Source organism: Arthrobacter sp. YD2, from assembly GCF_030410475.1.
In the GTDB taxonomy this organism is placed as follows: Bacteria; Actinomycetota; Actinomycetes; order Actinomycetales; family Micrococcaceae; genus Arthrobacter_B; species Arthrobacter_B zhangbolii.
On sequence record NZ_JAUHHB010000003.1, the window covers coordinates 785419 to 811306 of the forward strand.

Annotated in this window: 23 protein-coding genes and 1 tRNA gene; 12 read left to right on the plus strand and 12 right to left on the minus strand. The window is 65.2% G+C overall.

Features of this window, described 5'->3' with window-relative positions; translation table 11 throughout:
- The first annotated feature begins 57 nt into the window (after positions 1 to 57).
- Positions 58 to 558, plus strand: a complete 501-nt coding sequence (locus tag QWJ37_RS14625) for a GNAT family N-acetyltransferase (RefSeq protein ID WP_290245718.1) — start codon at positions 58 to 60, stop codon at positions 556 to 558.
- Here QWJ37_RS14625 and QWJ37_RS14630 read toward each other — a convergent pair.
- A complete protein-coding gene (locus tag QWJ37_RS14630) occupies positions 555 to 1646 on the minus strand; it encodes a PLP-dependent cysteine synthase family protein (RefSeq protein WP_290245719.1) in 1092 nt (363 codons plus the stop codon). The genes QWJ37_RS14625 and QWJ37_RS14630 overlap by 4 nt on opposite strands.
- Before the next feature lie 291 nt (positions 1647 to 1937).
- Here QWJ37_RS14630 and QWJ37_RS14635 point away from each other — a divergent pair, with 291 nt between their 5' ends.
- Complete coding sequence (locus QWJ37_RS14635; RefSeq protein WP_227905655.1) at positions 1938 to 2189, plus strand: hypothetical protein; 252 nt, start codon at positions 1938 to 1940, stop codon at positions 2187 to 2189.
- 11 nt (positions 2190 to 2200) lie between these two features.
- Here the strand turns inward: QWJ37_RS14635 and QWJ37_RS14640 are convergent, their stop codons facing one another.
- Together QWJ37_RS14640 and QWJ37_RS14645 are read right to left on the minus strand one after the other, a co-directional pair.
- Positions 2201 to 3325, minus strand: a complete 1125-nt coding sequence (locus tag QWJ37_RS14640) for a hypothetical protein (protein ID WP_290245720.1) — start codon at positions 3323 to 3325, stop codon at positions 2201 to 2203.
- Positions 3326 to 3370: 45 nt separating this feature from the next.
- Entirely contained in the window at positions 3371 to 4993 is a 1623-nt protein-coding gene (locus tag QWJ37_RS14645) for an AMP-binding protein (protein ID WP_290245721.1), read from the minus strand.
- Positions 4994 to 5404: 411 nt separating this feature from the next.
- Between QWJ37_RS14645 and QWJ37_RS14650 the strand changes: the two genes are divergently transcribed.
- From QWJ37_RS14650 to QWJ37_RS14660, 3 genes are read left to right on the plus strand one after another with little or no spacing between them, the layout of a single operon-like run.
- Positions 5405 to 6352: a nucleoside hydrolase gene (locus tag QWJ37_RS14650; RefSeq protein ID WP_227905644.1), complete on the plus strand. Its 948-nt coding sequence runs from the start codon at positions 5405 to 5407 to the stop codon at positions 6350 to 6352.
- A gap of 38 nt (positions 6353 to 6390) precedes the next feature.
- The gene (locus QWJ37_RS14655) at positions 6391 to 7779 is read left to right on the plus strand and encodes an MFS transporter (protein WP_227905832.1); all 1389 of its coding nucleotides are present in this window, start codon (positions 6391 to 6393) and stop codon (positions 7777 to 7779) included.
- Positions 7780 to 7803: 24 nt separating this feature from the next.
- Positions 7804 to 8724, plus strand: coding sequence for a ribokinase (locus tag QWJ37_RS14660; protein ID WP_290245722.1), 921 nt, complete (start codon positions 7804 to 7806; stop codon positions 8722 to 8724).
- A 95-nt stretch (positions 8725 to 8819) separates the two neighbouring features.
- On the opposite strand, the gene QWJ37_RS14665 is transcribed toward QWJ37_RS14660, so the two are convergent.
- From QWJ37_RS14665 to QWJ37_RS14675, 3 genes are all read right to left on the minus strand, one after another.
- The gene (locus QWJ37_RS14665; protein ID WP_290245723.1) at positions 8820 to 10175 is read right to left on the minus strand and encodes a hypothetical protein; all 1356 of its coding nucleotides are present in this window, start codon (positions 10173 to 10175) and stop codon (positions 8820 to 8822) included.
- Complete coding sequence (locus QWJ37_RS14670; protein WP_290245724.1) at positions 10172 to 11545, minus strand: PIN-like domain-containing protein; 1374 nt, start codon at positions 11543 to 11545, stop codon at positions 10172 to 10174. Before QWJ37_RS14670 ends, QWJ37_RS14665 begins: the two co-directional genes overlap by 4 nt.
- Positions 11546 to 11680: 135 nt before the next feature.
- Positions 11681 to 12505, minus strand: a complete 825-nt coding sequence (locus QWJ37_RS14675) for a histidine phosphatase family protein (protein ID WP_227929228.1) — start codon at positions 12503 to 12505, stop codon at positions 11681 to 11683.
- 114 nt (positions 12506 to 12619) lie between these two features.
- Between QWJ37_RS14675 and QWJ37_RS14680 the strand changes: the two genes are divergently transcribed.
- A complete protein-coding gene (locus tag QWJ37_RS14680; RefSeq protein WP_227906035.1) occupies positions 12620 to 13261 on the plus strand; it encodes a hypothetical protein in 642 nt (213 codons plus the stop codon).
- 75 nt (positions 13262 to 13336) lie between these two features.
- Here QWJ37_RS14680 and QWJ37_RS14685 read toward each other — a convergent pair whose 3' ends face one another.
- Positions 13337 to 13948, minus strand: coding sequence for a TetR-like C-terminal domain-containing protein (locus tag QWJ37_RS14685; protein ID WP_290245725.1), 612 nt, complete (start codon positions 13946 to 13948; stop codon positions 13337 to 13339).
- 126 nt (positions 13949 to 14074) lie between these two features.
- Between QWJ37_RS14685 and QWJ37_RS14690 the strand changes: the two genes are divergently transcribed.
- Positions 14075 to 15046, plus strand: a complete 972-nt coding sequence (locus QWJ37_RS14690; protein ID WP_290245726.1) for a DUF5692 family protein — start codon at positions 14075 to 14077, stop codon at positions 15044 to 15046.
- Between the two features lie 66 nt (positions 15047 to 15112).
- On the opposite strand, the gene QWJ37_RS14695 is transcribed toward QWJ37_RS14690, so the two are convergent.
- Positions 15113 to 15189, minus strand: a tRNA-Thr gene (locus QWJ37_RS14695).
- 132 nt (positions 15190 to 15321) lie between these two features.
- Entirely contained in the window at positions 15322 to 16191 is an 870-nt protein-coding gene (locus QWJ37_RS14700; protein WP_227906041.1) for a thioredoxin domain-containing protein, read from the minus strand.
- 171 nt (positions 16192 to 16362) lie between these two features.
- On the opposite strand from QWJ37_RS14700, the gene QWJ37_RS14705 reads away from it, so the two are divergent.
- From QWJ37_RS14705 to QWJ37_RS14720, 4 genes are all read left to right on the plus strand, one after another.
- Positions 16363 to 17820: a trehalose-6-phosphate synthase gene (locus tag QWJ37_RS14705; RefSeq protein ID WP_227906045.1), complete on the plus strand. Its 1458-nt coding sequence runs from the start codon at positions 16363 to 16365 to the stop codon at positions 17818 to 17820.
- Positions 17820 to 18602, plus strand: a complete 783-nt coding sequence (gene otsB, locus QWJ37_RS14710; RefSeq protein WP_290245727.1) for a trehalose-phosphatase — start codon at positions 17820 to 17822, stop codon at positions 18600 to 18602. The genes QWJ37_RS14705 and otsB overlap by 1 nt, the downstream gene beginning before the upstream one ends.
- 161 nt (positions 18603 to 18763) lie before the next feature.
- On the plus strand, positions 18764 to 19852 hold the full coding sequence (ugpC, locus tag QWJ37_RS14715) for a sn-glycerol-3-phosphate ABC transporter ATP-binding protein UgpC (RefSeq protein ID WP_227906048.1): 1089 nt from the start codon (positions 18764 to 18766) through the stop codon (positions 19850 to 19852).
- Positions 19853 to 19954: 102 nt separating this feature from the next.
- Entirely contained in the window at positions 19955 to 21313 is a 1359-nt protein-coding gene (locus tag QWJ37_RS14720) for a DUF4032 domain-containing protein (protein WP_290245728.1), read from the plus strand.
- Between the two features lie 38 nt (positions 21314 to 21351).
- Here the strand turns inward: QWJ37_RS14720 and QWJ37_RS14725 are convergent, their stop codons facing one another.
- Positions 21352 to 21897, minus strand: coding sequence for a DUF4190 domain-containing protein (locus QWJ37_RS14725; RefSeq protein ID WP_227906052.1), 546 nt, complete (start codon positions 21895 to 21897; stop codon positions 21352 to 21354).
- A 228-nt stretch (positions 21898 to 22125) separates the two neighbouring features.
- Between QWJ37_RS14725 and QWJ37_RS14730 the strand changes: the two genes are divergently transcribed.
- Positions 22126 to 23844 (plus strand): glycoside hydrolase family 13 protein, encoded by a 1719-nt coding sequence (locus QWJ37_RS14730; protein ID WP_290245729.1) that lies wholly within the window; start codon positions 22126 to 22128, stop codon positions 23842 to 23844.
- A gap of 11 nt (positions 23845 to 23855) precedes the next feature.
- On the opposite strand, the gene QWJ37_RS14735 is transcribed toward QWJ37_RS14730, so the two are convergent.
- Positions 23856 to 25202 carry an FAD-linked oxidase C-terminal domain-containing protein gene (locus QWJ37_RS14735; protein WP_290245758.1) on the minus strand — a complete coding sequence of 449 codons (1347 nt, stop codon included), beginning with the start codon at positions 25200 to 25202 and terminating at the stop codon, positions 23856 to 23858.
- Between the two features lie 27 nt (positions 25203 to 25229).
- Complete coding sequence (locus QWJ37_RS14740; RefSeq protein ID WP_290245730.1) at positions 25230 to 25727, minus strand: hypothetical protein; 498 nt, start codon at positions 25725 to 25727, stop codon at positions 25230 to 25232.
- Between the last annotated feature and the right edge of the window lie 161 nt (positions 25728 to 25888).

Sequence of the window (25888 nt, forward strand, 5' to 3'; positions counted from 1 at the left end):
TGGCCGGGTCAATGGAACGGGCCCGTTTGGCGGATGCCGGTGTGCAAGACTGCGGGCATGGACATCAGGGAGACCTCATTGCTCAACGGGGCATTCACGGTGCGCCCGGCGGTACGGGCTGACGTGCCGCAGATAGTGGAACTGCTGGAGGCAGACGGCCTTGGACCGGCCGGGACCGGCGAGCACCGTTTGGAACCCTATCTGCAGGCCTACGACGCTATAGCCGCTGATCCTGCCCATTTTTTGGCCGCGGTTGAGGATGCAGACGGCCGGTTCGCCGGCACCCTGCAGCTGACGCTGATCCCCTGCCTGGCCGCCGGCGGAACCACCCGGCTGCAGATCGAAGCTGTCCACATCCGTGCGGATCTTCGCTCGCGCGGCCTGGGCACGGCGCTGATGGACTGGGCCGTCGGCGAAGGCCGGCGCAACGGTGCCGGCCTGGCCCAACTCACCTCCAACAAGCGCCGGGACTCCGCCCACCGTTTCTACACACGCCTGGGCTTCGAGGCATCGCACATCGGGTTCAAGCGTTTCCTGGCACAGGCGCCTACTCGTTAAGCCGGGTTTCCCGCGGGCCACCGCCCCGTCCTGAACAGTTCCTCCAGGACGGCGGTGGCCGGAGCGGGATCCAGGCCGCGGGCAGCCAGCCAGGCGCCGTCGCCGTATGAGGCGGCATACCGGTCACCGGAGTCGCACATCAGCGAGACGATGCTGCCGGCCCGGCCCTCGGCCTCCATGGCCGCGGCAAGCTGCCAGACACCCCAAAGATTGGTTCCTGTGGACGGGCCGGCATGCAGCCCGGCGGTCCGCCGCAGGTGTTGGGCCGCGGCCACGGACGCGGAATCCGGAACCTGGATCATATGGTCGATCACGGCGGGGATGAAGCTCGGCTCCGGCCGGGGCCGGCCGATGCCCTCGATCCGGGACGGCCCGCCGGCGGCGGGGGCCGCCGGGTTCCGCCAGGCGGGAAAGAACGCGGAGTTCTCCGGGTCCACAACTGCCAGCCGGGTGGGATGGCGGTGATAGCGGATATAGCGTCCCAGGGTCGCACTGGTTCCGCCGGTGCCGGCGCCCACGACTATCCATTCCGGCAGCGGGTGCTCTTCCAGGGACATCTGGTTGAAGATCGATTCGGCAATGTTGTTGTTCCCGCGCCAGTCCGTGGCCCGCTCCGCGTAGGTGAACTGGTCCATGTAGTGGCCGCCGGTCCGCCGGGCGATGTCCTCCGCTGCGGCGTACACCTCGGACGGGTCATCCACGAAGTGGCAGGTGCCGCCGTGCTGCTGGATCAGGGCTACTTTTTCGGCGCTGGTGGTCCGGGTCATCACGGCGATAAACGGCAGGCCCAGCAGCTGCGCGAAGTATGCCTCCGAGACTGCAGTGGATCCGCTGGAGGCCTCCACCACGGTGGTGCCCTCGGTGATCCAGCCGTTGACCAGTCCGAACAGGAACAGGGACCGGGCCAACCGGTGCTTGAGGCTGCCGGTGCGGTGGGTGGACTCGTCCTTGAGATAGACCTTTACCGCCCAGCCTGCCGGCACCGGGATCTGGAACAGGTGGGTGTCCGCGGACCGGGCGGCTTCTGCTTCGATCCGGCGGATGGCGGCCTCGGACCAGCTGCGGTCCCGGGCAATAGGGGTAATCACCCGTCCAGCCTACGTGCCCGGATCTGAGGACAGGATGCGCACCCCCTCCCGCTTTCAGAAAAGGGCTATCCGCAGGAGCGCCCCGGTGCTAGGGTTCCCGGCATGGAGATCCTGATTTTCGAGTAGCGAGCGCACGCGCCCTCTCGAACCTTCGCAGACAACCATCCACCGCTTGTTGAGGCACGGCCTCCGAGTCCTTCCGTCTGCAAGTCCCCGTTTATGGCCCGTGATAGCGGCCTGCCCGGAAGGGCCCGTGCCGGCGTCGGCAGCGCCAGTTACAGGAGTGAAGCCATGCGTGCACCCAAGAAGAAACTGTTAGGCAGCGAACCAACCGTCCAACCCGTCCGGCAGCCTGCACCGGGACTGGAAATCCATCTGGCCCCGTCGGCGGAGGCGCGCCTCCACGACGCGGGTCAGGCCCTGCCGACAGCCGGAGGCGCCGCCGAGTCGGCGCTTCCGGGGTGGCAGAGCCTGGGCAAGGGGCATAAACCCACCCAGTCAACCGGTAGGCAGGGCCCCCGCGAGCGCAAGGTGCGCTGGTAGGGCTTGCTTCCTCAGGACTGGCTGGCGGGCCGGAGCGCGTCCGCCAGCCAGTCGGCCAGCCGCGGTGTCCGGGTGCCCAGTGCCTCCGGATGAGTGCAGGCCAGCAGCCGCCGCCAGGATTCGCAGCGGTGCAGGCTTGCCAGCCGGTCAGCTCCCTCCAGCACACGCCGGATGTCGCCTTCCACCGCAGGCCATTGGCTGAGGTAGGACCTGCGCATACGCTGGACGACGGCGTCGTCGGGCGGCGCAGGATCCGGCCAGCTCCCGGCGGCCATCCGAAGCGGCAGCTGCAGTGCTGCAAAGGGGTGGGACCAGAAGGCGTCCCCGAAATCGAACAGCCGCAGGCCGGCACCGTTGCGGGCACGGAAGGCGTTTCGCAAAGTGACGTCGTTGGGCTGCAGTGAGTGGGGAATCCCGGATTCATCCAATGCCCTGAAGGCACCCGCGGCGGAGCTCAGGCCGGCCTCCAGCAGGCAGGCCTGCGCCGCAGAGAGATGCTGGGGGTGGGATGCCGGCAGCATGGCAAGGTCCTCGATCATCCCGGCGGCGTAGTGCTCCGCCTGGTCCGCGCGCAGCACCGGCAACCCGGCCAGTTGGAGTTCCTCCCCGTGTGGTGCCAGGTCTGCCTGCATCCGGGCGGCCTGCTCCAGCAGGCCCCGCCACTGAGCTGCGGTGCTTTCCCCCTCCCCTGCAAGGACGGTTCCGCCGTCGGGTAGCAGCAGCCAGCCGCGGACGGTGTCCACCGCCAACGGGGAGATGACGTGCCCGGGCACCAGTCTGGCCAGTTCCTGCAGCAGTGCCGCTTCGAATGCCTGTCCGGGGTTGGCCGCCTTGAACCACAGGCGCCCGCGTCCGGTCTCCACTGTGAAGACCGCGGACCAGAAGCGGACCCGGTGCAGGCTCAGCGGGCCGTGGACAGGGACGGGAGTGTGCCCGCCGGCGAGCTGGACCGCGATCCAGTGGAGTGCCTGCTCCCGGAAGTCCTCCGACCGCCAAATCCGCAGGTGATCCGTCTCCCCGTCGAAGCGCCTCCCGGAGGCACCGTCTTCAGGGCTGCCGGAAGGCCCGCCGGTACGGGCCTGTGCCAACGGGGTGTTCCCAGGGGCGGCGACCGCGCGTTCGGAAGGAGGCTGCATGGCTACAAGCTAGAACGCACGGTCTCCTCCGGCAAGGCCGGGGTATCAGTTGATCCGGGCTTCCAGGCCCTCCCATTCCTGCGAGCGCAGCTCGTTCTTGCGGATCTTGCCGGTCGAGGTTTTGGGCAGCTCCAGAATGAACTCCACTGACCGCGGTGCCTTATAACTGGCAATCTGGGATTTCACGTGGGCCAGCAGGTCCTCGCCGGTGACCTCGGTGCCGGGGGTGAGCACCACAAACGCCTTGGGCCGCTCACCCCAGCGCTCGTCCGGCACGCCGATCACGGCGACGTCGGCGACGGCGGGGTGGCTGGCCAGTGCCTGCTCCACCTCGATGGTGGAAATGTTCTCGCCGCCGGAGACCACCACGTCCTTGGAACGGTCCAGCAGCTGCACGTAGCCGTCCGGATGCATCACGCCCAGGTCGCCGGTGTGGAACCAGCCGCCGCGGAAAGCGTCGGCCGTTCCGGCCTCGTCCCGGTAGTAGCCGGCCATCACGCAGTTGCCGCGCATAACTATCTCGCCCATTTCGACGCCGTCGCCCGCCACGTCCGCCAGCTCGCCGTCAGCACCGGTTGCGTCCTTGACCACGCGCAGCCGCTCGGAGGTCAGCATTCCCACGCCCTGCCGTGCCATCTTCTTCGCCAGTGCGTCGGCGTCCAGGTCCACCCACGCCGCCTGCGGCTCGCAGACAGCATATGGTCCGTAGGATTCGGTGAGCCCGTACACATGCACCACGGTTGCCTGCAGCTGGTGGATCTTGTTGATGACGGTGGGGCTGGGCGGGGCACCGGCCGTGACGATGGTCAGGGGATGCTCCAGCACGTGTGCTTCCTCCGCGGTGGCGATGGCGGACAGCACGGTGGGGGCTCCGGCCAGGTGGTCGATGCCGTGGGTGTCGATCAGCCGCCAGATTTCCGGGCCCCGGACGGCGCGCAGGCAGACGTGCGTGCCGGAGGCGGCGGTCAGCGCCCACGTGGTGCACCAGCCGTTGCAGTGGAACATCGGCAGCGTCCACAGGTAGGTGGTGTCCGCGTCGAAGCCCTGGTGGTGCACCTCGCCGAGTGAGTTCAGGTAGGCGCCGCGGTGCGTGTACATCACGCCCTTGGGCCGGCCGGTGGTGCCGGAGGTGTAGTTCAGGCTGATCACCGTGTTTTCGTCCTCGACCTCCCACGGCAGCGGCGTGTCGGTGCCGCGTGCCGCAAATGTGGCGTACGACGTCGTGCCCTCCACTGTCTCCTCGCTGCCGTCCTGCAGGGGCACCGCGATGACTTCGGTGACGGTTTCCAGTTCCGGAGCGGCCAGGGACCCCAGTCCGCGGAGCAGATCGGGATCGCCGAAGAGCAGGGTGGCCCCGGAGTGGTTGCAGATATACGCCACTTCCGGCGGGGACAGCCGGGTGTTCAGGGGCACCAGGACGCCGCCGGCCAGCGGCACCGCGTAGTGGGCAATAAGCAGCTCCGCCGAGTTGGTTCCGAGGAACGCGGCGCGGGCCCCCTCGGTCAGGCCGGAGGCACGCAGTGCATGGGCAGCCCGGGTGACCGCCGCAGCGAATTCCCGGTACGTCAGCCGCCGCTCGCCGTCGATCACGGCCGGCTTGTCCGGATGTACCGAGGCAGCACGTTCCAGAAAGCGAAGCGGGGTCAAAGCGGTATCCAGACCGGTCATGTCTCTCCTTTGAGGTGTAACGGGCCTTCCACGCTACAGGGGAAATGAGGTGCGGATCACATCCGGTCCGTAGTGCCGGGAAACATAGACGGCGGGATTTGCGCTGCCTGCCGCGCAAAGGATAAGGACCGGTTTCCAGCCAGGCAAATCCTCCGGCGGAGGCACACGGGGTTGGTGCAGGCGGCGGATGCCGAACCCCTCCAACGCCGATATCGTTAAAACGCAGTGCCCGCCCCCACCGGGGCTTACCGGCACCCGCCGCCCGGCATTCCGGTCGGCCGGCCAGCCCTAGACACTCCGCAAAAACCATCGGTCCGCAATGCTGCGCGCCCGGCGGTCCTGCCGGAGCGGGGCGCTGCACCGCCGGAATTTCGGTTCCGGCGCGGGAACCCTCAACGAAGCGGAGATGCAATGCCCCACAAAATCATCCTGGACTGCGATCCCGGCCATGATGATGCGGTCGCCCTGCTGCTGGCCCACGGCAGCCCGGAGATCGACCTCCTCGCGGTGACAACCGTCGTCGGAAACCAGACTCTGGAGAAGGTGACACGCAACGCGCTGGCGATTGCCCGTGTCGCAAATATCACAGGCGTCCCCTTCGCGGCAGGCTGCGACCGCCCCCTGGTCCGGACCATTGAAAACGCACCGGATATCCACGGCGAGTCCGGCATGGACGGCCCCGTCCTGCCCGAGCCCACGCTGGAACTGGACCCCCGCCACGCGGTGGACCTGATCATCGACACCGTGATGTCCCATGAGCCCGGAACCGTGACCCTCGTGCCCACGGCAGGACTCACCAACATTGCCCTCGCGGTGCGCAAGGAACCGCGCATCGCCGAGCGCGTGAAGGAAGTTGTCCTGATGGGCGGCGGCTACCACGTGGGCAACTGGTCCGCTGTCGCTGAATTCAACATCAAGATTGACCCGGAAGCAGCCCACATCGTCTTCAACGAGAAGTGGCCGCTGGTGATGGTCGGCCTGGACCTCACCCATCAGGCACTTGCCACCGACGAGGTAGCGGCCCGCATCGCCGCCGTGGGCACCAAGCCGGCAAAGTTCGTCGGTGAACTCCTGGAATTCTTCGGCCAGACCTACAAGGATGCCCAGGGCTTTGACTTCCCGCCCGTGCATGATCCCTGTGCAGTGGCCTACGTGATTGACCCCTCCGTGATGACCACCCGCCGCGTGCCGCTCGACGTCGAGCTCACCGGCACCCTGACCCTCGGTATGACCGTGGCGGATTTCCGCGCCCCGGCACCTGCCGACTGCACCACCTCGGTGGCTGTGGACCTGGATCATGAAAAGTTCTGGGGCCTTGTTGTTGACGCACTCGAACGAATCGGTGAGGTAGACCTGTGAGTGAAACCACCCGGCGCCGGGTCAACGTCGGCGCACTGATGACGGCACTGCTGGCAGCCTGCGTGGCCTTCCAGCTCAATGCCTCCATGCTCTCCCCCGCCCTCGTCACCATCGAAGAGGAACTGAACACCACTTCGGCGGCCGTAGGCCTGAGCCAGACGGCGTTCTTCACCGCCGCAGCGCTCTTCTCCCTGTTCCTGCCGCGGCTGGGCGACATCATCGGCCGCAAGAAGGTCCTTGCCGGCATGCTGGTGGTCCTGACCATCGGCTCGGTGGTTGCCGCCCTGGCTCCGAGCATCGAAGTCCTCTTTATTGCCCGCCTGATCCAGGGCGTTTCCGGCCCGGTGGTCCCGCTGACCCTGATCATGCTCCGTGTGGAAATCCCCGACGCGAAGCTGTACGGCACGCTGATGGGTGTTATTACGGCCGTGAACGGCGGCATTGCCGGGGTGGACGCCATTGCCGGCGGCTACCTGGCACAGAACCACGGCTTTGCCTCGGTCTTCTGGGTCATGGCCGCCGTAGGTGCCGTCGCTGCTGCCCTGCTGTTCTTCCTGGCCCCTGAATCCACGGCCGAGAAGAAGGAGAAGATGGACTGGCTGGGTGTGGTGCCCCTGGTTATTTCCGTGGGCACCCTGCTGACCGCCTTCAATGAGGCCGGCAAGCTGGGGGCCGCAAACTGGCCGCTGGTGATCGGCCTGATCGTGGTTGCCGTCATTGCCTTCGTGATCTTCTGGAAGGTGGAGAACCGGACCGAACAGCCCCTGGTGGCAACGCACCTGCTCAAGGAACGTTCCACCTGGGCGCTGCTGCTCACCACCCTGCTGACCATGACCGGTGTCTTTGCCGTGATGAACGGCATCATTCCCGCGTTGGCGCAGGACGGCGCCGTCGGCTTTGGCATGGGCGCCGAGGAGTCCGCGTGGTGGACGCTGACTCCGTACGCCATCGCGGGTCTGGTGCTGGGTCCGATCGCCGGACGCCTGGCAGCCACCTGGGGCTACGGCAAGGTGCTGCGGATCGGCATGATCGGCTCCGTGATTGCCCTGACGCTGATGCTGCTGGTAGTTGGCAGCGACTCCAGGCTCGGAGTCCTGGGCGTCTCAGTGCTGATCGGCGTCACCTACGCCGGCATCGGCAACATCATGCTCAACGGCCTGGGCATTGTGCTCTCCCCGAAGGAAAACCCCGGCTTCCTGCCCGGGCTCAACGCCGGCGCGTTCAACCTGGGTGCGGGCCTGAGCTTTGCGGTCATCTACGCTGTGAAGACTGCAGCCACGCCGGCCGACGGCGGGGGCACCTCGGGTTACTACGCCGGTATTATTGCCGGTTTGGTGATCCTGGTGCTGGCCCTGGCCACGTCCTTCCTCATCCCCAAGCCCGTCAACGCCGAGGTCACCGCCAAGGCCGTGCCGGCCGACCGCTGACATCACGTCAAGGAGAATCCCCGTATGCCTGCCGGAAAAGTTGTAGTTGTAGGGTCGCTGAACGCTGACCTCACCGTCCGTACCGAACGTTTCCCCTCCCCCGGGGAGACGCTCAACGGTTCGGAACTGGTGATTGTGCCCGGTGGCAAAAGCGCCAACCAGGCGGCGGCCGCCGCGATCCTCGGCGCCGATGTCCGGCTCTTCGGTGCCGTGGGCGCCGACGGGCACGGGGATCTCCTGCTGAAGGCGGCCGCCGGTGCCGGGGTGGACGCCTCCCGCGTCCTGCGCCGCAGCGGCACCGCCACGGGCACGGCCATGATCGTGGTGGACGCGTCCGGGGAGAACACGATCATTGTTTCCCCCGGCGCCAACGGCACGGTCACCGGGGCTGAGCTGCCGGCGGACCTGTTCGACGGCGCTGCCGTGCTGACACTGAGCCTGGAGGTCCCGCTCGAGGCGGTCACCGCCGCGGCACGGGCGGGGCACGACGCCGGTGCACAGGTGCTGCTGAATCTCTCCCCGTACCGGGCGGTTCCGCCGGAGCTGCTGGCCCTGACCGATGTGCTGCTGTTGAACACCCATGAGGCAGCGCTTGTGACCGGCCTGGCGGACCCCGCATCGGACTGGGAAGCGGTCATCGCCGCCCTGGACGCGCTGGGCGTGCGGCGCACCATCATCACCCTCGGCGGGGACGGCGCCGTTGTCCTCGACGGCACCGCCTCCGGCGCCGGCCGGGTCGTGGCCATTGCCCCCACCCGGGTCACCGCGGTGGACACCACCGGCTGCGGGGATGCCTTCACGGCGGCAACCGCCGCCCGGCTGGCCGCCGGGGATTCCCTGGCCGACGCCGCCGCGTTTGCTGCGCGGGCCGGTGCACTGGCTGCCACCCGGGAGGGCGCGCAGTCCTCATACTCTGCGCTGCTGGAGCTGGCCACACCGGCCTAGTTCCACGGCACCAAGAAGGGCCCGGTATCCGCGCATAGCGTGCGGATGCCGGGCCCTTTGCCTTACCGGCGCGTACTAACCGCACCGGCTCAGAGTTATGTCCTGGGCAGCAATCTGCTGAGCCAGGTCCACATGCCGCCGCCCAGCAGCAGGATGGCCCCCGCCAAGCCAGCCATGTTGCCCGGAGTGACCGCTAATTCCAGTAGCTGGAATCCGTCGATGGCAATCGTGACCGGAACGGCGATTGTTCCTATCAGGGCAACCACAGTGGCCAGCCTGTTCTGGGCCGCCAAGTAGGTCTTCTGGGCATCGGCATCCGACAACCGCGCCAGGCCGTCAATGTGAGCGTCAAGTGCGCCCAGCCGGGTGGGGAAGGACATGGCGTCCTGGATTCGATGGACTATTTTGATGGAGTTCCCCGCGTTGGACTCTGAACGCCTCATCCAGTAACGCGCTGAATTGATCGCCAGGCTTCGGTCCAAGTGGTCGAAATCCTCAGAAACAGCTCCCAGATGGGGGTTGCCGGCCGCGCGTTCCAGCAAAGATTCAGCGGCCAGTTCCATCTGCCGCACGATGAGCATCTGAAGACGGACGAGCATAACGGCGTCTGTGTACAGCGTGCCGAAGTAGATCGGCATAAATCGCCGGAAGGCATCGTCGGGATCGGTGTGGACCATAAAGGCGGCACCGTGCCGCAGGAACAGCGCACTCCAGCTCCGACTGAGCCGCTCGACTGAACTCGCGGCCCGTTCCAGTGCATTCTGGGATGCATGCAGTTTTCCGGGGTCCTGGCACGATGCCGCACTGTAGGCCTGCTCGATGTCCAATTCCACCGGGCCTGTGCCAGGCTCCTGGTCGATCATGATCATGGAGTAGATCGAGGACTCGGTTTCAGCACCCGCGTCATCATCCGTGGGGAACATAACCCCGCCGCACATTGAAGCATGCAGCGACCGCAGCCTTTTGTACGTAAGGGCACCGTGCAGTGCCGACTCGCCCTGACCTCCACGTTGGCGGGCCAGGCGATTGGCCACGCCCACCGCGTCCGCAAAGGTTGCCCCCTCGACGTCAAGATGCAGGGCCAGGATTCCCGGCCGCTGGCCCTCCCGGTTTTCCGCCTCGGGTGCCGCGACCAGGAGTTCAGCATGCCGTAGGGTCGTCGATGCCGGCAAGATCGGTTCATCAGTCCACGGCAGCTCCCGGTCCCAGGGCACGTCGAGAATTCCGGTTGAAAACCGTACCTGCTGTGAGGCCGGCGTGCCGAAGAGTCTTCCGGCCAGGCTTGCGGGAAAGTTCGTGGCCCTGGTGGCGGCGTCGGTTCTGACGTCCCGGCCCATGTGATCGGTGTAGGTCTCCACGAACGGGCCCGGCTGCCATTCATCGGACAGGTTTTCAGCCCCGCCGATGAGCCGTACATCGCATATCAGGACCAGCCTGCAGCTGACGCTCATCCGTCGGCGGCCTGTCGGATGGTGTTCAACTGTTCCGTGGCTTCGGTAAGGATCCGGACGTAATCAGGCTCGCGGGCGATGGCCTCGCCCAAGGCCGTCAGCGGATCGCCTTGCAGTTTGTATGCCCAATCGTTCAGGTCTTCGTCGAACTCGCGGCTGAGCATCGGAAGGGTTATGTCGTCGCCACCAACCCCAACAATGTTGGCTGTCGTGAGAATCGTCTTGTACGGGCGGGAGAAACCCGCCATGCTTTCACGGTCCGAGACAAGGCGGGCCTCGTCAACGCTGAGGGGAGGAAGTTCTTCCATCGCTGCGCCGTAGGAAGCCAGGAGAACAGCGAGCTGCCCACTGTAGTTGTCGTTGCTCCAGAGAGCGCCGAGGTACTTTCGGGCGCTATCCACCGTCCACCCGGCCGTACCGCCTGCGTCATCGACTTCCTTCACCTGCGCTCTGGCTTCCTCGGATACTGTGGCACCGAAGTGCGCAGAGGCCGTGTCCAACAGGTTCAGTGTGGTCGCGATGCGGAATACTCCGCCGACGTTCTCTGCATACTCGCGGAGGAGAGCACGCTGGGCGAGCGGCCGCGAGGTGTGCTTGCCGCGAACCCAGTCATCCTTGAGGTCATGGGTAATGAGCGTGAGGTCGAATGTTTGACCGGCGACTGCTTTTCTGCGGCTGGCTTCGTCTAGGCACTGCTGCCAGATCAAGAAATCGCCGGCGGCCTTCTCTGTCTGTCCTTTTTTTATCTCGACGTCTCTGGTTCCCGGCGGAATGCCTGCATCCACGCGCTTCCGGAAGACTTCCAGTAGGTTTTGCCGCGTCTGAGGCGAAGGCGCCGGCCCGACCCGCCCGCTAAGAATTTTCTCCAATGCCTCGATGATTCCGGAACCGTCCCGCTGGGATTCGCGTTTGGTTTCATCGATCGTGTCCCGCAGCCTCGATGCCGCGTTTCCCAATTCGTCGACCACTTTTTCAATAGCGGTCGCTGCTTCACTGTCGGTCGCGTCACTCAGCCCGGTGCGCGCCAGCCACGTGTCAACGGTCCGCTTGATGTCAGCCGCGGCTGTCTCGATCTTATGAGACGCTTCGCCGTGGTGTCCGCCCTTCTGGACGTCCTCGTGGCGGGACCAGAATTCATGCAGCGTCTGGTGAGGAACAAACAGGACGTTGGACATCTTCGTCAGGGCGCCAATGACGTCGTCCCTGGTCTTGCGATTGTATTTGTAAAGGTTGAGCAGGACGTTGGTGTCGATGGCATAAATCGTTCCGTCAACAGGGTCCGCCGCGTCGCTGATATCCAGGTTTTGGTATTCCACAAAATCCGAGTAAATCGATCTTTCGGTGGTTTCCTGGCGCTGCGCAATACTCATGATGTCCCCCACATCCTTGACCAGTCTGAAAACTCGTTCGAGCCGACTGATATGAAACTACACGGCCTTGGCTGGAACCCCAGACAATGACATGCCGCGGTTCAGGCAAGTCTGGCTGCAGCCTGAAAAACCGTTCTAGCTCCCGAAGGAGCCGAGGAGGAAATGCCGGTTTGCCTCCGCCCGCTCCAGCAGCTCCCCGCCGGTGTAGTACTTCCGGTCGAATTCCTCCCACTCGCCGACGAACATGGTCCACTCGCCGTCCACACACACCGGCCAGCAGCGGCGGACCCAGTTGAGCTTTTCGCGGGTGTTGTTGCGGTCCTGCGGATCCGTGCTGGTGTACTGCAGGACGGTGCAGTTGTGGATCACCTGCTCCTTGTCGGCGTCCCGCAACAGGAACTCTTCGTCGCTCCAGCGCTCCAGCACCAGGCGGGTGGCCCACATGAACTCACCGTGGGTTACCAGGAGCACATTGTCCCGGGCGTTCTCGCGGTGCAGGGTGCTGAGGATATTCCGTACACGGTTCTCGGCAACGTTGGCAATGGACTCCCCCGCAGGCGGCGCCCAATACAGCGGGTCGCTGTCACGGTACGCGGCGTTCTGCGAATACTTCCGGGCGAAATCCTGCTTCGACATGGACCCGATCTCACCCCAGGAACGCTCGCGGATCACCCGGTTCTCTTCCCAGCGCACATCCAGCCCCAGATGGGCGGCGGTCTCGCGGGTCCGGGTATAAACCGAGACCATGGCACGGTCGAACTGGATATTCTGTGCCGCGATCCAGGCTCCGGCCACCTTGGCCTGCTGCACGCCGAGGTCCGTTAGCCGCCACGAACGGTCCGGAACGGTCATCGTCTCTTCGGTATACAGGCTCGGGTCCCCGGCCTTGGCTGCCCGCTGCATCACGTTCGCTTCGCTTTGTCCGTGGCGGACAAGAAACAGGTTGCGGGGCATAACCATCGGGGCCTCCTGGAATACACGAAATAGGTTCTGTTTTTATCCTATGCGCAGCATGGATTGGCCATTCCCGCCGTCGAATTCGGTCAGCCTCATCTGTTGGGTAAACTCGCACGAATGAAACTCACATCACAGCACCCTGTCCGCCGCCGAAGCGCGGGAGCTGCAATTGCCCTGTCAGCACTGCTTGCGGTCACCGCCTGCGGCGGCGATGAGGCCGAAGCACCCGCTGAGCCGGCCCCCGTCGCCGCGGAAACCGCCACTACGCCCGCGGCCGAATGGCCGGCCGGTGATGAGAAGGGAACGCTCGCGAACCCTTATGCCCTGGGTGAGGAAATGGTCGACGGTGACTTTACGCTCACGGTCAACAGCGTCAACCTTGACGGCAATGAGCAGTTCAAAGCCATGGACAGCTTCCTTGGAAAGGTGGAGCCGGATCCCGGCAACACCTGGGTGTTCATCAATGCGACCTGGGGATACACCGGTGATGAGCCGGCTGATAACGTCGGGACCGATTTCTCTATTGTTAACGAGAACTGGGACGGCGGTTTTATGACCGACGACGAGTATGGCACCACGTTTAATTCGGTGTCAGCCTTGAAGGAGGGCGAGACCAAGGCCCAACCGGTGGAAAAGGGATTCACGGTGACGGCCGATGCGGTGCTGCAGATGCCGATCGAACACGCGAACACCTCGAGCATGGTCAAGGTGAATTTCAACCACGGCGGAGCCAACGATTTCCTGGTGGCCCTGAAGTAGTCACCACACACATTATCGGGTGCCCCGGCTGCTTTCGGCCGGGGCACTCTGCTGTCCGCCCAGTAGCGGGAACGCTCACCGCGGACGGCGTCCACGCGGCGGAGCCGCCCGTGCGTCCAGCCGGCGGACTGACTCCCGGACGGCGCCGTGCAGCATAATCTCCAAATCGCCGACCACACGGTAGGGGTGCTCGACCATGCCGTCCGCTACCCACCGGAGTACGATGGCGAGCACGGCCGAGGTGTAGAAATCGACCACCAGCACGCGGTCTTCCGGGCGCACCGGCCCGCCGCCGTCCTGCTCCATGACTGCCTCGGTGATGGGGCGCATCTGGCGGAACAGGAAGCGCTCGAGCCCGGGCCGCCCCACGCCGTCGAGCACCCCGAGCGTCGACGCGCGGTTGTTGCGCAGGTACAGCATCAGCCGGACTAACCCGTCCGCCCATCCCGTCTCAATGGCGAAAGCCCTGACCTGGCGGGCAACCTCGGTCTCGAACACCCAGACCGCCAGCTGGCGCACGTCCGAGAAATGGTAGTAGAAGGCCTGTCGCGTCAGTCCGCAGTCCCGCGTGAGTTCCGTGACCGTCACTTTGTCGAGCGGCTCGGTGCGCAGCCGGGCCTTGAGCGCGGCCGCCAGAGCCGCTCGCGCCCTCGCTCCCCTCTGCGCGTCGATGCCCTCGTCGGTCATGCCTGACGGTAGCACCGGGCGTTTTTGGACACATCGCGTCAGCTGTCTAATGACTGCTCGGGGCGGTTTTTTTACCTTCGAAGAAGAAGGCACGCATGCCGCGGGCCCGAAACGGAGAGGTCCAAGATGTTCTTGTTCGAATCAATTCCCTGGTATTCCTGGGCGATGTTCGGCGTCGTCCTGGTTGCCCTCATCGCGCTCAACGAGGTGACACGACGTTGGAAGTGGGCCGGCCTGGCCTTCTTCGTGGCGCTGCCCATTCTGCTGACCGTGTTCGTGTGGCCGGTGACTGCCGGTGACGGTTCGTCCACGGGCACCTGGTTCCACTGGGTGAAGGTGTACTCGGCACTCCTCGGGTGCCTGGGCTTTATGCTCATCCGGTATGTTCCCCGTTTGGCACAGAACCGCTGGATGTTGATGTTCCCGCCACTGATCCTGGCGATCAACATCGGCGAGGCTGTCATCCGGGACTTCGAGGTGGCCGGGCTGCAGGGCATGCACGACGGCGTCTTTATGGTCGGCGGTCCGTGGAACTACATGAACGCCATCGCCGGCATCCTGAACCTGCTCACCATCTGTGGCTGGACCGGCATCATCATCTCCCGCGACAAGTCGAAGGACATGATCTGGCCCGACATGATGTGGTTCTGGATCATCGCATATGACCTGTGGAACTTCGCCTACGTCTACAACTGCGTCGGTGACCACGCGTTCTACGCCGGTGCGGCGCTGCTCATCTCCTGCACCATCCCCGCGTTCTTCCTCAAGAAGGGTGCGTGGCTGCAGCACCGCGCCCACACCCTCGCACTGTGGATGATGTTCACGATGGCGGTCCCCACGTTCGTGAGCACGTCGCCGTTCGCCGTGGAGTCCTCGCACAACCCGACCGCACTGTTCGTCGTGTCGGCCATCTCGCTGGCGGCCAACATCGCCGTCGCGGTCTACCAGGTGTTCACCATCGTCAAGCGGCACCGCAACCCGCTGCGCGACGAGCTGTACACCCATCTGCGCCCGTACCGGGAGGTGCGTGACGCGAACCTGCCCGCAGAGGCCCCGGTTGTCCTGCCGGAGCCCACAGACCGGCCGGTCACCGTCTGACCTTCAGGGCATGGAAAAACCCCTCGTGATCGGACTTTTGGTCTGATCAGGAGGGGTTTTCCCGTTTGGAGCCCCCTGCCGGATTCGAACCGGCGACCCCCTGTTTACAAGACAGGTGCTCTGGCCAACTGAGCTAAGGGGGCGTGTTGTCGTGTCCGCCGGCAAAGAAGAAAAGCGGAACCGAACAAACAACGCTAGACAAGGTTAGCCCAGAGCGCCCGCCCCCGTGAAACCGGGAATGGTTTCACGGGGAACCGGGCTCCGGGCCGAAGAGCTTACTTGTTGGCGTCGATCGCTGCCTGGACGGTCTCGGTGAAGGTGTTCAGGTCCGCTTCTGCACCGTTGACGTAGGCGGTGGGGGTGCCGGCGATGCCGTCCACGCGTGCGAGCTGATCCGCGTACTTCACGAACGGACGGTACGTACCGTCGTCGATGCAGGATTCCAGGTTCTCCGTGTTCGCACCGGCAGCCTCGGCCATGTCCACCAGACCGGCGTTGTTCACTTCACCCGCAGCGTGCTGGGCGAAGATCGCCTTCATGAAGTCCCAATAGGATTCGGGGCTCTCGGCAGCAACGCAGGCGGCGGCGTTGGCGCCGCGCGAGGAGTAGTTGGTGGCGGAACTGCGGTCCAGGAACGCGACGGTGCGGTATTCGTAGGTGATTTCCCCGGCGTCCAGCCACTGGGCAATCTGCTCATCGTAGGTAGCGGCAAAGTCAGCGCAGTGCACGCAGTTAATGTCCACGTATTCCACGATCTGGATCGGCTCACCCGGTTCGGAGGCTTCGATGCCCGGCGGCACGGGAGCATCTTCCGCGGCTTCCTCCGGTGCTGCTCCGAGTGTTTCCGTATCAAAGTCGAACGGCTCCTGCGGCTGCAGGGCGCTGGTGGATGTGAGCGTGAAACCGCCGTACTGGTTGGCGTTGGCCGGAGAGGTGCCATTGTTCGCCACACTGCGGCTCATGCTGTTGAACACAATGACGCCGACAATTGCGATTACCGCCACAATCGCCACCACTACGCCCCAGATCACGAGGAGGCGGTTGCGCCGGTCCTTCTTCTGCTGCGCTTCACGCATGGCACGGGCCTGGTCACGGGCGGCAGCAGTCCGCTCGGCCTTGGTCAGCTTGGGATTCCGGTCAGTCATTATTCCTCATGTCTCTCAACGCCGGCACCCGTTTCCGGGGCCTGTGGGCACATCACCAGTGTAGGGGGAACGTATTGCCCCGCCCTTCAGCCAACGCCCGCACGCGGTACAAAGTTTCCGGGCTTAGATAGAGTGGCTAAATACGTCTATTCAAACTAAGGGGTGCCATTCGTGAACGCTGAGGCCGATCCGAGCCAGAAGGACGCAACGGACGGGTATGGCGACTTCGATTTCATCGTAGTTTCCAACCGGCTTCCCGTGGACCGGGTGAGCACGCCCGACGGCGAGACCTGGCGCCGCTCCCCCGGCGGCCTGGTGACGGCGCTGGCGCCGGTCATGGCGAAGGCCGACGGCGCATGGGTGGGCTGGCCGGGATCCCCGGACGAAGAGGTGGAGCCCTTCGACCACGATGACATGCACCTGAAGCCGGTGCCCCTGAGCACCGATGAGGTGGAGCTCTACTATGAGGGCTTCTCCAACGCGACGCTGTGGCCGCTCTACCATGACGTTATTGCCACCCCGGAGTTCCACCGCACCTGGTGGGACGCCTACCGGACAGTTAACCGCCGCTTCGCCGACGCCGCGGCCTCCGTGGCGGCCGAGGGCGCCACGGTCTGGGTACAGGACTACCAGCTGCAGCTGGTCCCGCAGCTGCTCCGCAAGGCCCGTCCGGACCTGAAAATCGGATTCTTCAACCACATCCCCTTCCCGCCGCTGGAAATCTTCGCCCAGCTGCCCTGGCGCCGGAACATCATTGAGGGCCTGCTGGGCGCGGACCTGATCGGTTTCCAGCGGCCCTCGGATGCGAGCAACTTCCTGCGCTGCGTGCGCCGCTTCGCCGGTTACACCATCCGCCAGCAGCAGGTGAACGTGACCACCGAGGACGGCCTGTCCTACGTCTCCCGTGCCGAGGCATTCCCCATCTCCATTGACGCGGCGAAGATCGCCGAACTCGCCCAGCGCGAGGACATCATCGAACGCTCCAAGCAGATCCGCCGCGAGCTGGGCAACCCGGATACCGTGATGCTCGGCGTGGACCGGCTGGATTACACCAAGGGCATCAGCCACCGGCTCAAGGCCTACGGCGAACTCCTGGAGGACGGTGAAATCACCGTCGACAATGCCTCCATGATTCAGGTCGCCAGCCCATCCCGTGAGCGCGTGGAACAGTACCGGCTGCTGCGCGAAGAGGTGGAAGGAACCGTGGGCCGGATCAGCGGCACCTACGACACCATTTCCAACACCGCGCTGCGCTACCTGCACCACAGCTATCCGGTAGAGGAAATGGTGGCGCTCTACCTCGCCGCCGACGTCATGCTGGTCACCGCCCTGCGCGACGGCATGAACCTTGTCGCCAAGGAGTACGTGGCGGCCCGCACCGGGAACACCGGCGCCCTGGTGCTGTCCGAATTCACCGGCGCCGCAGACCAGCTCCGTCAGGCAGTGCTGGTGAACCCGCACGATATCGACGGCCTGAAGGCCTCCATCCTCACCGCCATGAACATGCCTGCCCGCGAGGCCAGCCGCCGAATGCGGCTGATGCGGCGGCAGGTACTGCAGAACGACGTCGAGCGCTGGTCACGGAACTTCCTTGACGCCCTTGAGCAGGACCAGGACCGGGACCAGTAGTGGAGACGCCGGAGACCGGACTGCAGCAGGCACTGGAAGGGCTCGCGGACGCGGACACCCTGCTGGTTGCCCTGGATTTTGACGGGACGCTGTCCCCGCTGGTGGAGCGGGCCGAGGACGCCCGCCCACTGAACGGCTCCGCTGCCGCCGTGCGCGCACTGGCAGCCCTGCCGGGCACCGTCACCGCCTTTATATCCGGACGCGCCCTGGACAGCCTGCGCAGCGTCGCCACCCCTGACCCGGAGACGCTGCTGATCGGCAGCCACGGAGCCGAAACCTGGACGGGACCCAATGCCGAGCCCCTGCAGCTGACGGCGGAGCAGGCCGAGCTGCTGGCCCGCGCCCGGTCAGCAGTGGAATCCGTGGCCACGCGGCACCCGGGGTGCCGGCTGGAGGACAAGCCGGCCGGCGTCGTCCTCCACACCCGCAGCGCCGAGGGTCCGGTGGCTGCCGCTGCCACCGACGAGGCGCGCCGCCACCTGCAAATGCTGGACGGCGTGCAGGTCACCGATGGCAAGTCCGTCCTGGAAGCCTCCGTTGTACACACGAATAAGGGTGAGGGTATCCGTGCCCTGCGCGCGCTGACCGGTGCGACGGCGGTGCTTTTCGCCGGTGACGACGTCACCGATGAGCACGGCTTCGCTGCCCTGGAGGCCGGCGACGTGGGCATCAAGGTCGGTCCCGGAGACACGGCCGCGGCGTTCCGGGTTGCCTCTCCCGAAGCCTTCACCGAGGTGCTTGCCGAGCTGGCACGGCTGCGCTCAACAGCCGTCGGCCGGTAACACAGCCGAGGCGGACGCGGCGCCGGAGCCAACGTATGCCATACTGACTCCGTGAACCGTGTCACAGCTCACTGTTGAGCCGCGGCGGGTTCCCACAACTACATAGCACCTCCATTCACAACGGATCGTCGGGCACGTACCTGCCCGTGAAGGGAAATACCATGGCAACGGTAACGTTTGACCAGGCAACACGCCTCTACCCGGGGACTGAACGCCCTGCTGTAGATAACCTCAGCCTCGAAATCGCCGACGGCGAGTTCCTGGTTCTCGTTGGCCCCTCCGGCTGCGGAAAATCCACCTCCCTGCGCATGCTCGCCGGGCTCGAAGACGTCAACTCCGGCCGGATCCTGATCGGTGACCGCGACGTCACCGACGTTCCGCCCAAGGACCGCGACATCGCCATGGTTTTCCAGAACTATGCGCTGTACCCGCACATGTCGGTGGCGGACAACATGGGCTTCGCCCTGAAGATCGCCGGCGTGGGCAAGGAAGAGCGGATGGAACGCGTCCGCGAGGCCGCCAAGCTGCTCGACCTCGAAGACTTCCTCGATCGCAAGCCCAAGGCCCTCTCCGGTGGCCAGCGCCAGCGCGTTGCCATGGGCCGCGCCATCGTTCGGAACCCGCAGGTGTTCCTGATGGATGAGCCGCTGTCCAACCTGGATGCCAAGCTCCGTGTGCAGACCCGCACGCAGATCGCCTCCCTCACCCGCCGTCTCGGCGTCACCACCGTTTACGTCACGCACGACCAGGTCGAAGCCATGACCATGGGCGACCGCGTGGCAGTGCTGAAGGACGGCATCCTGCAGCAGGTGGACACCCCGCGGAACCTCTACGACCACCCGAAGAACGTATTCGTGGCCGGCTTCATCGGTTCCCCCGCCATGAACCTGCTGGAACTGCCGGTAGTGGACGGCGGTGTCGCATTTGGCGGCTCGGTTTACCCCGTGGCAAGCGCAGTGCTTGGTGCCGCAGCCGGCAACACGGTCACCCTGGGTGTCCGTCCCGAAGACATGGAGCTCGTCTCCGAGGGCGACGGCCTGCAGGTGGACGTTGACGTGGTGGAGGAGCTCGGCGCCGACGCGTACGTGTATGGCCACACCACCCTCGACGGCAAGCACCATGACATGGTGGTCCGCGTGGACGGCCGCCGCCCGCCGATGAAGGGCGATGTCCTGTACGTCCGCCCGCAGAAGGGGCATGTGCACCTCTTCGACACCGCCACCGGCGACCGGCTGGCCGAACAGGCCTAACGCCCGTGACATGCGGTGGCTCCCCTGCTCAACTAGACTTTTGAGATGGGGAGCCACCGCTTTTTTAATGCACGTATGTTCTACACGTAAGGGCTTTCGCCTATGACACACGCCGCATCAGCCAACTGGCAGAACGAACCGACGGACTGGGACCAGGCCGGGAAACTGCCCCGCGCCCGTGAATCAGCCGGCAGGATCAACACCCTTGGCTCGCTGAACATTACGGCTGCGTCCATGGACCCCGCCCTGCTGGACCTGCCATGGCACATCCCGCTGGAGGACTGGCCCAAGGAAAACCTGGCCGCCCTTCCCCGCGGCATCTCCCGCCACGTGGTCCGCTTTGCCCGGCTGGGCGATTCGCTGATTGCCATCAAGGAAACCGGCGAGCATGTTGCCCGGCAGGAGTACCACATGCTGCGCAAACTGCGTCGGCTGAATGTGCCGGCGGTGTCTCCGGTGGCGGTTATTACCGGACGCATGAACCCTGAAGGTGAAGAGCTGCAGCCGGTCCTGGTGACTCGGCACCTGCGTTTCTCCCTCCCCTACCGTGCCGTGTTTTCCCAGACCCTGCGCCAGGTCACGCTGACCAGGCTGATCGATGCCCAGGCACTGTTGCTGGTACGCCTGCACCTGGCCGGTTTCTACTGGGGTGACGTGTCCCTGTCCAATACGCTGTTCCGCCGCGACGCGGGAGCCTTCGCGGCATACCTCGTGGATGCCGAAACCGGAGAGCTCTATCCGGAACTTTCCAACGGGCAGCGCGAATACGATCTGGAAATTGCCCGGGTCAACATTGCCGGGGAGCTGATGGACCTGGCCGAAGGCGGCCTGATCGAAGAGTCCGTGGATCCGCTGGCCACCAGCGAACGGATCATGGACAGCTACCGCCGGCTCTGGGCAGAACTCACCGAGCAGGAATCCTTCGGGCTCGCCGACCGGTGGCGGGTGGACGCACGAATCCGCCGGCTGAATGACCTGGGGTTCGACGTCGATGAACTGACCATCTCCACTACCCCGGACGGATCCCAGGTCCAGCTGCAACCCAAGGTTGTGGACGCCGGCCACCACCAGCGCCGGCTGCTGCGCCTCACCGGCATCGATGCCCAGGAAAACCAGGCCCGTCGGCTGCTCAATGACCTGGATTCCTACCGCGCAACCAACCACCCGGAGCTTGATGAGGAGCTCAGCGCCCACCTGTGGGTGACCCAGGTCTTCGAACCCATTGTGAAGGCCGTGCCCCGGGACCTGGGCAGCAAGCTCGAGGCGGCCGAAGTTGTCCATGAGGTGCTCGAACACCGGTGGTACTTGTCCGAGAACTCCAACCGGAACGTGCCCATGGCCGAAGCCGTCCAGTCCTATATGGACAACATCCTGCGCCACCGGCGTGATGAAGCAGCGATCCTCCTGAGTGCCGATACCAGGACCATGCAGATCCTGGACGCGGGAGGAGCCCCGTCCTAAGACGGGGCTCCCCGGAAAACGGCAGGACGAGGCCGAAGCTAGTAGCTTGAGGTCTCCGCAGCGATGCCAATGAAGATCAGAAGGAAGAACAGGGCGCCCAGCAGGGTCCCCAGCGCACCCACAATGATGCCCACCACGGCGGGAACATTGCCCATGCCGACCTTGCGGGACTGGTTCAGGCCAATGATGCTTAGTACCAGGCCGACCACGGAAATGAAGAACGAGGTGATCAGGCCGGCAATACCCATGGCCTGGCCCGGATTCTCCCGGGGCACGGGATACGCGCTCTCCCCGTAGGAGGGGTAACCCGTCTGCGCGGGGTATCCGGCGGGCTGCTGGCCGTACTGGGACTGCCCGTACTGATCGGACTGTCCGTAGGAGGAGCCCTGCTGGGCGTAGGGGGATGATCCTTCCTGCCCGTAGGAGGGATACCCGGAGGAGGCGTTGCTGCCCTGTCCGTCCTGTCCGGGGTAGGACGGCGGCGCCGGCTGGGAGGACGTGCCGTACTGGCTCTCTTCCGAGCCCTGGCTGCCGTCCGCAGCAGGATTCTCGCCATGCTGCCATTCTGGTCGGTTGTCTGACACGCGGATTTTCCCCCTGAATGAGAAGTGGCTAGCGTGGGTGAATCGCCGTGGCGTCAACTTCGCTAGGTCGATATGACGTTTCTCCAATCCTATACACCCATGGGGAAGGGGAACCAGCGCATGCGTGAGCGAAATCTCCTGTGACGTGTGCCCCTCTCTGCCAACGGCTGCAGCCGTGAGTCGTTAAATGGAAATGTAAGCGTACGAACCGGAAGGAGCCCCTCAAAGATGGTTGACCAACTGGCTGAGGTCTTCAGCCGCCCGGACCTGCGTCTGGTCCCCGTCCATGAGTCCCCCGCCGGCCGTGAATGGTGGCGCTCATCAGTGATCTACCAGATCTACCCGCGATCCTTCCGGGACCGTCGCGGGGACGGCATCGGTGACCTGCAGGGCATCACCGCCGAACTGGCCACCTTGGCCGAACTGGACATCGACGCCGTCTGGCTCTCCCCGTTCTACCGCTCCCCGCAAAAGGACGCCGGCTACGACGTCGCCGACTACTGCTCCGTGGACCCCATCTTCGGCACCCTGGAGGACTTCGACGCCCTCATCACCGAAGCCTCCCGCCACCACATCCGCGTCATCGTGGACCTGGTCCCCAACCACTGCTCCGACGCCCACCCCCTCTTCCAGGCAGCCCTGGCCGCAGGACCCGGCTCCCCCGAACGCGACATGTTCATCTTCCGCGACGGCACCGGCGAAAACGGGGACACCCCGCCGAACAACTGGCAGTCCCACTTCGGCGGACCGGCCTGGACCCGCATCACCGAACCCGACGGCACCCCCGGGCAGTGGTACCTGCACCTCTTTGACTCCTCCCAGCCAGACTTCAACTGGGACTCCCCCGCAGTGCACGCCGAATTCGAACGGATCCTGCGCTTCTGGCTGGACCGCGGCGTCGGCGGATTCCGCGTGGACGTCGCCCACGCCCTGATCAAAAAGTCCGGCCTGCCGGACTGGGGCGGACGCGCCGACGGATCCTCCTCCGAGGGCTACCCCGGCTCCGAAGCACCCATGTTCGGCCAGCCCGGCATCCACGACATCTACCGGTCCTGGCGGAACATCCTGGACTCCTACGACGGGGACCGGGTGCTCTGCGCCGAAGCGACCATCGACCCGATCGAACGCCTCACCGACTGGGTACGCGCCGATGAGATGCACCAGACGTTCAACTTCGCCTACCTGCACCACCCCTGGCACGCCCCGGCGCTGCGCCACGTCATCGAGTCCTCCCTGCGCGCCTTCGACCAGGTCGGTGCCCCCACCACCTGGGTGCTCTCCAACCACGACGTCGTCCGCCATACAAGCCGCTTCGGGCTGACCGGCGCGGGCCCGCGAACGGGCGATGGCCTCGGCCCCCGGGATGAGCAGCCCAACCTGGAACTCGGCCTGGCCAGGGCCAGGGCAGCCACGCTGCTGATGCTGGGCCTGCCCGGCGGCGTTTACCTCTACCAGGGTGAGGAACTGGGACTGCCGGACCACACCCTGCTTCCGGACGAGTTCCGCCAGGACCCCACCTTCCACCGCACCGCCGGCGAACGGGTGGGACGTGACGGGAACCGCGTCCCGCTGCCGTGGAAAGCCAACCAACCCAGCTATGGCTTTAGTGACGCCGGGAAGTCCTGGTTGCCGCAGCCTCCCATCTGGGGGAAGCACTCCCGTGATATCGAGCAGCGCAACCCGGACTCCACCTTGAACCTGTACCGCAACGCCCTGTCGCTGCGCCGTGCGCTGCGGCTGGGTGACGGCTCGCTCGCCTGGTGGCCGGAGCACGACGACGAAGGGCTGGTGTGCTTTGTCAACGGGTCCACCCTGGTCGCGATGAACATGGGTGAGGACCCGGTGAAGCTGCCGGCTCTCCCGCTGCTGCTGGGCAGCGCCGCTGATGCCCTCGAAGGCGACCGGTTGCGTCCGAACCGCACCGTATGGATGCGCGTGGGTTCATAACCGGACTGATGCTAAACCCCGGGAATGGCCTTCCCGGGGTTTAGTATGCCCGCGGGATCGAACAGGCTCTTGAGGCGCCGCTGCAGGACCAGCACTTCTTCCTGCTGTTCGGCCGGGAGCCAGCGGAGCTTGTACTGTCCCACTCCGTGTTCCCCGGTGATGGTCCCGCCAAGAGACAGTGCCACTGCAATGGATTCATCGAGGGCGGCGTCCAGCCGCTGCTGCCCGCCCTCTTCAGCGGTGCCGACCCAGAAGGTGGGATGCAGGTTACCGTCGCCGGCGTGGGCCACCACTCGCAAACCCACCCGATGAGCTGCAGCCATGCGTTCAAGTTCAGCGACGTATCCGACTAGTGCCGACCGCGGCACCGCCACGTCTTCCCCCACCCGCAACTGTTCCGCGAGGCCGCTTCCTCGGCTGTGCCTCCGCAGATCCACCAGCCGTTCTGCTTCCGCGGATCCCTCCGTGCTGACCGTTCCGCCCAGCCCGGATAAGACCTCCCGCACAACACCAGCCTCGGCTACGGCTCCAAACCCGTCAGTCTGGATCAGCAGCAGCGCGTTGCCCCGGGCCGCCAGGGCGCTTCCGTGGGCTGCGTCCAACGCCGCCAGCGTCGCCCCGTCCAACAGCTCCATAATTGCCGGCTGGACGCGTGCCGTGCCGACGGCGAGGACGCCCGAGGCCGCCGTCGGGACATCCGGGAAGAAGGCGGCAATGGTGCAGGTCCGTACCGGCAAATAGCGCAGGCGCACGGTAATACCTACCACAATCCCCAGTGTCCCTTCGGAGCCGGTGAAGAGTCCGGTCAGGTCATATCCCGCTACGCCCTTGAAGGTACGCTGTCCGGTCTTAATGAGGGTGCCGTCCGCCAGCACAACGTCCAGCGCGAGCACCGAATCACGGGTCACCCCGTACTTCGCACACCGCAGTCCCCCTGCGTTGGTGGCAACATTGCCGCCGATAGTCGAGATACGGTAACTGGCGGGGTCCGGTGCATACATCAGCCCATGTTCAGCTGCAGCCGCGTTCAAATCGGCGTTAACCACCCCGGGTTCGACGACGGCCACTTCGTCCAGCGGATTCAACTCGAGGATCCGGTTCATTCTCTCCAGGCTGAGGACAATGCAGCCGGCCGTGGCATGCGCCCCGCCGGACACCCCGGTGCCCGCACCCCTGGCAACAACGGCAGTGCCGGTCTCGGAAGCCCAGCGAAGCACAGCCTGCACACCCTCAGTACCTTTGGCCCAGACCACGGCCAGCGGCTCGGCATAGTCCAGCACCGGACCCTGATCAGCGGCGTAGGCAGCCCGCACCGGGACGGAAGTATCAATCTCCAGATCAGGATGGCTCAGCGCCAGGGCATGCAGGGCATCAAGTGACACAGACTACCGGGCCCCCATAAAGCGGGCGTAGCGGTCCAGGATTTCTTCCCATTCGGCACGGATCCGCTCGTATTCCTTTGCGGCCTCCGGCAGTCGTTCCAGTCCCCCGTGCCGGAGCGTCACCAAGGTACCGTCCTCCGCTACCGCGGAGAATTCCACCCGCACGTCGGTGGGAATCCGAGGACTGTGCCCCGCCACCCAGTCCAGCTCAAGCAGGGAATCGGGTTCCTTGGTCCGGACGGTGGCCCAGATAGCCGTCTCACCGTCCGGAGCAGTTTCGGTCAGGACGCCGGATTCAAACTCCGGGTGTGTTCCCTCACCGAAGTCGGTGAGGTCCTGGGGCCACCATAAGTGAAGGTAGTCGGTAAACCCGTTGAAGGCTTCGTGCAGATCCCGGGGCACCCTGCGTTCCAGCACTACTTCGGACGGAGCGGCTGCCCCGGCTGTGATCACCGAATCAGCGTCCGGATCCTCGGCATGGGAAAACAGGGAGAAACTCATGCTTTCCAGCCTACCGGTGCCGGCATCTCTGGTGGGGATTAAACAGGTGAGGCCCGTACCAACACTGGTACGGGCCTCACCCTTCACAATTTGTCCGGCGGTGACCTACTCTCCCACATCCTCCCGGATGCAGTACCATCGGCGCTGTGGGTCTTAGCTTC